Source organism: Streptomyces sp. NPDC127106 (assembly GCF_042677605.1).
Taxonomy (GTDB): Bacteria; Actinomycetota; Actinomycetes; order Streptomycetales; family Streptomycetaceae; genus Streptomyces.
The window spans coordinates 69,851-78,256 of record NZ_JBHXTC010000036.1 but is presented as its reverse complement, the minus strand read 5'-3'; the positions used below and the strand labels follow the sequence as shown (position 1 = coordinate 78,256).

Sequence of the window (8,406 nt, the reverse complement as noted above, 5' to 3'; positions counted from 1 at the left end):
GACCCCTCCCTCTCCCCCCCCTCCCTCCCCGTGCGTTGGCTCGTCACCTCGCCCCCGGGCTGCCACCCCGGGGGGACCCCCCCCGCACTGCGGGGGGGGGACCCTCGGCACCTCGGCCCCTGTGACGCAGGGTGAGCGGCGGCCGGGCCTTCGATCAGTGGTGCAACGAGCGGAGCGCCTTACCGATCAGTACGGCACGGTCCCGGGCCGTCGGCAGGTGCTCCAGACCGAATCCGAGCAGGACGGTGTTACGCGTGGTGACCGACGCGTACGACCTGAACAGCTCTCCGGAGAGGGACCAGTCGCCCGGAACCTCGGGGCTTCCGGCCGGTCCGGCGCGCACCGTCCAGGCTCCCAGGGAACCCTCGAAACCATCAGTGGTCTGGTCCACTGAACCGAGGGAGAGGCGCGCTGCGTCGAGGAAGACCCCCCGGCCGCCCTCGCTCCCGTCGGTGACGTACGAGAAGGAGAGCTCGACCGTCTTCCCCGCGTAGCCGCTCAGGTCGAAGGAGACCTGCTTCCAGCCGTCGGAGGAACCGGTGAAGCTGTGCCACGCGCCGCTGCTGCCCCGCGCGGTGCAGCCGTCGCCGCCGAGGGTCAGGTAGTGCCCCAGGAACGGGTGGCCGCCCAGGAAGAACCCGGCGGCGCAGTCCGTCGGGACCTGGGAGCGGGTCAGGCCGCCGGCTTCGGGCAGCGTGGTCCAGTCGTCCGCGCCGGCGGTGCGGGCCTCCAGGACCGCGTGGTCGTAGCCGGGTTCGGTGTTCCAGTGGAGGGCGGCCCGGAGCTGCGGCTTGTCGGCCGCGGTGACCTTGGTGAGGTCGACGGTGCGGGTCAGCCGCTTCCAGTCGTCGTCGGCGTGGGCGGCCGCGGCCATCCCGGCGCCGGCGTAGGGGGCGTACGGGTTCACGACCCCGGCGTAGCTGCCGCCCTGCGCGCTCTTGAACTGCGGGAACTGCGCCGGGGGCAGCGCCTCGGAGGTCACCGTGTACGCCCCGGGGGTGTCCAGCGGGTTGCCGGCCGCGTCGGCCATGGCGCCCTGGGCGCCGGCGAGGGCTCCGGCGCCGGTGAAGCCGGTCGCGCCGCGGGCTCCGGCGCGGCCGTACGCGCCGAGCCAGTACTGGCTGAAGTCGTCGGTCAGGGCGGGCCCGACCCGGGCGCTGCCGCCCGCCAGTTCGCCGGCCTCGATCAGCCGGCCGCCCTCGTTGAGGAAGTCGCGCACGGCGAGCTGGGTGGGACCGCCGGGGGCGGCGGCTCCGGTGTAGTGGACGGCGGTGCGGAAGTGGGAGAGGACGCCGAGGTGGTGCGGGGCGCCGCGCTCGGCCACGTCCCAGACGGCCGCGGACCGGCCGGCCGCGCGCAGGGCGTCGACGTAGGTCTGTGCGTGCCGGGCCGTGGCGCCCTCTTCGGCGATCACCAGGACGTCGGCGCGCGGCCGCTGGGCCACCGTGTACGTGAAGTGCTCGCTGGAGACCTGCCGGCCGGTCTCGTCGCGGCCGGTGAACCAGACCTCGACGCGGTCGCCGGGCCCGGCGCCGTCGACCTCCGCCCGGTACTGGTCGAACCAGTTGTTGTCCTCGCCGCCGTAGACCGAGCCGCCCTTCCAGGCGCGCAGTCCTTCGCTGTGCGTACGGCCGCCGTTGATGCGGTACGCGAGCCGCTTGTCCTTCAGTGCCTTGCGGGCCGTGACGGAGACCGCCTGGTCCTGGCCGCGGGCCGCGTAGGAGGTGGTGAAGGGGTCGAGGGTGAACTCGGCGGCGGTCAGGCCCACCGGGGACTTCGGGCGGTCGGGGCGGGCGGCGCTCTCGGCGACGGCGAGGGCGAAGGGGACGTTCTTGGCGAACTCGGCCTGGATCAGCTTCTCGTCGTCGGGGAAGGTGAAGCCGGAGCGGCAGTCCTCGGGCCGCCAGCGGTCGTTCGGATCGCTGGCGGAGGCCGTCTGGCAGGTCGTCATCTCCGGCGTGAACATCATGATGCCGTTGACGTTGGAGGCGTGGCCGTCGGCCTCGCCGTTGGTGGTGTAGAGCTCCGACGACAGCTGCGGGTGGTAGCCGGGGACGGCGGGGTTCTCCGGGGTGCCGGCCAGCGCCTTGTACGCCACGTCGTCCGGGGTGCCGGTGGCCACCTGCCAGCCCACGCCGTAGAGCAGCAGCTCGGCGGCGGAGTGGTAGTTGATTGCGTACCGGAAGCCGAGGCGCTTTTGGAACCGGTCGAGGGCGACGGTCTCGGGCTCGGAGGACGCCCGGGGTCCGCGGTAGGTTTCGCTCGACGGGACCGGCGAGGAACCCTCGTTGTCGTAGCCCCACTTGTAGGCGAAGTTCCGGTTGAGGTCGACGCCGTCGCCCGTGGTGATCTTTCCGTCACCGTTGTTGTCGTGCAGGTTCTTGCGCCACAGCCGCTTGCCGTCGGGGGCGTGGGTGTAGTCGTACCCGTCGGGGTTGGCGGAGAGCAGGAACCACAGCTCGGTGGAGTCCACCAGCGCGGTGATCCGCGGGTCCTTGCCGTAGCTGTCGAGGGTGTGGTGCATCAGCCGCCGGGTCATCTCCGGGGTGATCCACTCGCGGGCGTGTTGGTTGGACATGTACAGCACGGCCGGCTTCCGGCCGTCGCCGGTCCGGGCGGCGTCCTTGGTGACCTTCAGCGCGAGGATGTCCTTGCCCTGGACGGTCTTGCCGATGGAGACGACCTTGGTGAGGGCCGGGTGGTCCTGGGCCGTCTTGAGGATCTCCTCCTGGAGGCCGCCCTTGCCGCTGTACGGGCGGAACACCCCGTCGCCGGGGGCCAGGGCGCGGGCCGACTCCCCCGCCCGCCGCTCGGCGACGCGGATCCCGCGGGCGGAGAGCTGCGCGGCCTGGGCGGGGGTGAGGATCAGTTCGATGCGGGCGGTGCCCGTCTGCGGGACGCGTTCGGTGAGCTCGTGGGCGTCCTGGCCGGCGGCCAGGACGAGCGGGATCTGCTCCTTGGTGACGTCGGCCTCGTAGACCCGTACGTCATCGGTGTCGGTCTCGGCGCCGGGTGCGGCGTCCACCGCGGGGCGCGCGTGGGCCGCCGGGAGGGCGGCGAGGGTGGTCCCTAACAGCAGTGCGCCGGCGGCGAGGATCGATCTCGTGAGGTGCCTCATGTGCCCCCCTGGGCGTCGTCAGCCACGAAAGCGAAAGCATGTGCACGACAGGCTCACGAGAGCCCATGTTCATGTCAATGGGGCCTCGTGGGATTGAGCCGCCGCGCGGCGGGGGCCGGCACGTGACGCGGTCTGCGACGTGCGGGCCCCTACCGCGCGGCGTACCGGCAGCGGGGCGGCCGGGCGGTTCCTGGAGGAGGTGGTTCCGGGCCGGACGGTTCCAGGCTGCTAGCCGGCCAGGTTGTCGGCCAACTCCTCGCTGAGGTTCGACTCGGTGCCGGGGATCCCGAGGTCCTGGGCCCGCTTGTCGGCCATCGCCAGCAGGCGCCGGATCCGGCCGGCGACCGCGTCCTTGGTCAGCGGCGGGTCGGCGAGGGCGCCGAGCTCCTCCAGCGAGGCCTGCTTGTGCTCCATGCGCAGCCGGCCCGCGGCGGCGAGGTGCTCGGGAACCTCCTCGCCGAGGATCTCCAGGGCACGCTGGACGCGGGCCCCGGCGGCCACGGCGGCCCGCGCCGAACGGCGCAGGTTGGCGTCGTCGAAGTTGGCGAGGCGGTTCGCGGTGGCGCGGACCTCGCGGCGCATCCGCCGCTCCTCCCAGGCCAGCACCGACTCGTGGGCGCCGAGCCGGGTCAGCAGGGCGCCGATGGCGTCGCCGTCGCGGACCACGACGCGGTCCACGCCGCGCACCTCGCGCGCCTTGGCGGCGATGGAGAGCCGGCGGGCGGCGCCGACCAGCGCGAGGGCCGCCTCCGGACCGGGGCAGGTGACCTCCAGGGAGGAGGACCGGCCGGGCTCGGTGAGCGAGCCGTGGGCCAGGAAGGCACCGCGCCAGGCCGCCTCGGCGTCACAGGTGGCCCCGGAGACCACCTGCGGGGGCAGCCCCCGGATGGGACGGCCACGGCCGTCCACGAGCCCCGTCTGGCGGGCCAGCTGGTCACCGCCGGCCACGACCCGGACGACGTACCGGCTGCCGCGGCGCAGACCGCCGGGCGCCATGACCACCAGGTCCGACGAGTGACCGAAGATCTCCAGGATGTCCTTGCGCAGGCGCCGGGCGGCGATCCCGGTGTCCAGCTCCGCCTCGATGACGATCCGGCCGCTCACCAGGTGCAGCCCGCCCGCGAACCGAAGGATCGCCGAGACCTCCGCCTTCCTGCAGCAGGTCCGGGTGACGGGGAGCCGGGAGATCTCATCCTTCACCGCTGGCGTCATCGCCATGGGCCGATCCTTCCATGCATCCGAAAAATACGGTCGTACGCGGCGGCCAGCAGCTCCGGGTCGTGCTTCGGGGAGCCGTCCTCCCTGGCCACCGGCGCCAGCTCGACCGCGGCGCCGAAGCGCTGCGCGGCATCGGCGAGGGACTCGCGGTCGGGCACGGCGGCCTGGTCGGCCAGCACCACGTCCAGGGCGAGTTTAGGGGCGTGTCGGGCCAAAACCTCCAAATGACGCTGCGGAGAGAAGCCCTCTGTTTCGCCGGGCTGCGGAGCCAGGTTCAGCGAGAGGACCCGCCGCGCCTTGGTCTCCATCAGCGCGTCGAGCAGCTCCGGCACCAGCAGGTGCGGGATCACGGACGAGAACCAGGATCCGGGGCCCAGCACCACCCAGTCCGCGTCCAGGACCGCGGCGACGGCCTCGGGCACGGCCGGCGGGTCGCTCGGCACGACGTGCACGGACAGCACCTCGCCCGGCGTGGTGGCGACGGTGGCCTGCCCGCGGACGGTGTCGACGTCCGCGGGCCGGGCCGGGTCGTGGCCCCTGACCATGGCCTGGAGCTCCAGCGGCACGGCCGACATCGGCAGGACCCGGCCCTGCGCGCCGAGCAGCCTGCCGACCAGGTCCAGGGCCTGGACGGGGTCGCCGAGCTGCTCCCACAGGGCCACGATCAGCAGGTTGCCCACCGCGTGCTCGTGGAGGGCGCCGGCCGACTGGAAGCGGTGCTGGATGACGCGGGCCCAGGTCTGGCCCCAGTCGTCGTCGCCGCACAGGGCGGCCAGTGCCTTGCGCAGGTCGCCGGGCGGGAGCACGCCGAGCTCCTCGCGCAGCCGGCCGCTGGAGCCGCCGTCGTCGGCGACGGTGACGACGGCCGTGAGCTCGCCGGTGATCCGGCGCAGGGCGGCCAGGGAGGCCGACAGCCCCATGCCGCCGCCGAGGGCGACGACCTTGGGGGCGGCCCCCTTGGCGGCCGCGCCGCGGCGCGGCGCGGTGCGGCCGGCGATGTCCTCGCCCCGCCCCGAGGTGAGGCGGCGCAGGCGGCGCAGCCTCAGGGTACGTCCGGTCACTCGCGCCCCATGTCCCGGTGGACCACGACGGTCTCGACCCCTTCGGAGGCGAGGCGGGCGGCGAGCTTCTCGGACATGGCGACGCTGCGGTGCTTGCCGCCCGTACAGCCGACGGCGATGGTCACGTAGCGCTTGCCCTCGCGGCGGTAGCCCGCGGCGATGAGCTGGAGCAGCTCCGTGTAGCGGTCCAGGAATTCCTTGGAGCCGGGCTGGCTGAAGACGTAGCCCGACACCTCCGGGTTGAGGCCGGTGAAGGGGCGCAGCTCGGGCACCCAGTGCGGGTTGGGGATGAAACGGCAGTCGACGACGAGGTCGGCGTCGACGGGCAGGCCGTACTTGTAGCCGAAGGACATGACGGTGGCCCGCAGCTCGGGCTCCTCGTCCCCGGCGAACTGGGCGTCCATCTTGGCGCGCAGCTCGTGCACGTTCAGGCTGGAGGTGTCGATCACCAGGTCGGCGTCGCCGCGCAGCTCGCGCAGCAGGTCGCGCTCGGCGGCGATGCCGTCGACGATGCGGCCGTCGCCCTGGAGGGGGTGCGGGCGGCGGACCGACTCGAAACGGCGCACCAGGGCCTCGTCGGAGGACTCCAGGAACACGATGCGCCGGGTGACCCCGCGCAGTTCGAGGTCGGCGAGGGACTCGCGCAGGGCGTCGAAGAACTGGCGGCCTCGGACGTCGACGACGACGGCGATCCGCGCCACGTTGCCCTGCGAGCGGGCCCCGAGCTCCACCATCGTGGGGATGAGCGCCGGCGGGAGGTTGTCCACGACGAACCAGCCGAGGTCCTCCAGGCACTTCGCCGCGGTGCTGCGGCCGGCCCCGGACATCCCGGAGATGATCACCAGCTCGGGGATGGCGGCCTCGGCGCTCTCGCCGGGCTCTGGTGTCGTGCCCGTACTCACCTGTGCTCCGTCTCGGTCGTACTCGGTCTCGTGCTCGGTCATTGATCGGTCCCCCGTTCGGACGACGTCCCCCAGCCACCGCTGGGCGGTACCCCCACCGCGGGCGCCGCGGGGGTCTCATCCTCAATGATCTCTCCTGTCGCCGTGTTGACGGCAGGAGCGGTGGGGGCCGCCTGGGCGAGGGCCGCGGCGACGGTCTCGGCCGTCTTGCGTCCTATGCCCGGGACCTCGCAGATCTGGTCGATTGTCGCCTGCCGGAGCTTCTTCACCGAACCGAAGTGCTTGATCAGGGCGTGCTTGCGCGTGTCGCCGAGCCCGGGCACCTCGTCCAACGGCCCTGCCTTGAGCCGTTTGCCGCGCTTGTTGCGCTGGTACTGGATGGCGAACCGGTGGGCCTCGTCACGCACCCGCTGGAGCAGGTACAGGCCCTCGCTGGTGCGGGGCAGGACGACGGGGTCGTCCTCGCCGGGCAACCAGACCTCCTCCAGTCGCTTGGCCAGCCCGCACACGGCGACGTCGTCGATGCCGAGCTCCTCCAGGGCCCGCCGGGCGGCGGCCACCTGCGGCTGCCCGCCGTCGACCACGACGAGCTGCGGCGGGTAGGCGAAGCGCTTGGGACGCCCGTCGTCCGGCGCCTGCTCGTGCTCCCCGTCCCCGTCCCCGTCCTCGGGGGACCACTCGCCGGTCTTCAGCTTCTCCTGGAGGTAGCGGCGGAAGCGGCGGGAGACCACCTCGTGCATGGAGCGGACGTCGTCCTGGCCCGCGAAGGACTTGATCTGGAAGCGCCGGTACTCGCTCTTGCGGGCGAGCCCGTCCTCGAAGACGACCATGGACGCCACCACGTCGTCACCCTGGAGGTGCGAGATGTCGAAGCACTCGATGCGCAGCGGGGCGCTGTCGAGGTCGAGGGCCTCGGCGATCTCCTCCAGGGCCCGCGAACGGGTGGTCAGGTCGGCGGCGCGCTTGGTCTTGTGCAGGGCCAGGGCCTGCAGCGCGTTGCGGTGGACGGTCTCCATCAGGGCCTTCTTGTCCCCGCGCTGCGGCACGCGCAGGCTCACCTGGGAGCCGCGCCGCGCGGCGAGCCACTGGCCGAGGGCGGCCTCGTCCTCGGGCAGGACCGGGACCAGCACCTCCTTGGGGACGGCCTCACCGGTCTCCTCCCCGTACAGCTGCTGCAGGGCGTGCTCGACGAGCCCGGCCGTGTCGACGGCCTCGACCTTGTCCGTGACCCAGCCGCGCTGGCCGCGGACCCGGCCGCCGCGCACGTGGAAGATCTGGACGGCGGCTTCGAGCTCGTCCTCGGCGACCGCCATCAGATCGGCGTCGGTGGCGTCGGCGAGCACGACGGCGTTCTTCTCCATGGCGCGGCGCAGCGCCATGATGTCGTCGCGCAGCCGGGCCGCCTTCTCGTACTCCATCTCCTCGGCGGCCTCGTGCATCTGCGCTTCGAGGCGGGAGAGGTAGGCCCCCGTCCGTCCGGCCATGAAGTCGCAGAAGTCCTCGGCCAGTTCCCGGTGCTCCTCGGCGGTGACCCGGCCGACGCAGGGCGCGGAGCACTTCCCGATGTAGCCGAGCAGGCAGGGCCGGCCGATCTGCGCGGACCGCTTGAACACCCCGGCCGAGCAGGTCCGCACCGGGAACACCCGGAGCATCAGGTCGACGGTCTCGCGAATGGCCCAGGCGTGCGCGTACGGCCCGAAGTACCGCACGCCCTTCTTCTTGGGCCCGCGCATGACCTGGACCCGCGGGAACTCCTCGTTCATGGTCACGGCGAGGGACGGGTAGCTCTTGTCGTCCCGGTACTTCACGTTGAACCGCGGGTCGTACTCCTTGATCCAGGAGTACTCCAGCTGGAGCGCCTCGACCTCGGTGGACACCACGGTCCACTCGACGGAGGCGGCGGTGGTGACCATGGTGGCCGTACGGGGGTGCAGCCCGGCCACGTCCTGGAAGTAGTTCGCCAGGCGCTGGCGCAGGCTCTTGGCCTTCCCGACGTAGATCACCCGGCGGTGCTCGTCACGGAATCGGTAGACGCCCGGGGAGTCCGGGATCTGTCCCGGCTGGGGACGGTAGCTGGAAGGGTCGGCCATGCCGCCACCCTACTGGC

The 8,406-nt window shown here is 72.8% G+C and carries 5 protein-coding genes; all 5 read right to left on the bottom strand.

The window, feature by feature from the left end; genetic code table 11:
• Positions 1 to 154 precede the first annotated feature (154 nt).
• Positions 155 to 3,118, bottom strand: a complete 2,964-nt coding sequence (locus ACFVGY_RS26120; RefSeq protein ID WP_385681312.1) for a M14 family zinc carboxypeptidase — start codon at positions 3,116 to 3,118, stop codon at positions 155 to 157.
• 228 nt (positions 3,119 to 3,346) lie between these two features.
• Positions 3,347 to 4,336, bottom strand: a complete 990-nt coding sequence (gene whiA, locus ACFVGY_RS26115) for a DNA-binding protein WhiA (protein WP_114057080.1) — start codon at positions 4,334 to 4,336, stop codon at positions 3,347 to 3,349.
• Entirely contained in the window at positions 4,327 to 5,397 is a 1,071-nt protein-coding gene (gene yvcK, locus ACFVGY_RS26110; protein ID WP_385681310.1) for a uridine diphosphate-N-acetylglucosamine-binding protein YvcK, read from the bottom strand. The genes whiA and yvcK overlap by 10 nt, the downstream gene beginning before the upstream one ends.
• Complete coding sequence (gene rapZ / locus ACFVGY_RS26105) at positions 5,394 to 6,341, bottom strand: RNase adapter RapZ (protein WP_385428251.1); 948 nt, start codon at positions 6,339 to 6,341, stop codon at positions 5,394 to 5,396. The genes yvcK and rapZ overlap by 4 nt, the downstream gene beginning before the upstream one ends.
• The gene (uvrC, locus tag ACFVGY_RS26100; protein WP_385681308.1) at positions 6,338 to 8,389 is read right to left on the bottom strand and encodes an excinuclease ABC subunit UvrC; all 2,052 of its coding nucleotides are present in this window, start codon (positions 8,387 to 8,389) and stop codon (positions 6,338 to 6,340) included. Before uvrC ends, rapZ begins: the two co-directional genes overlap by 4 nt.
• Between the last annotated feature and the right edge of the window lie 17 nt (positions 8,390 to 8,406).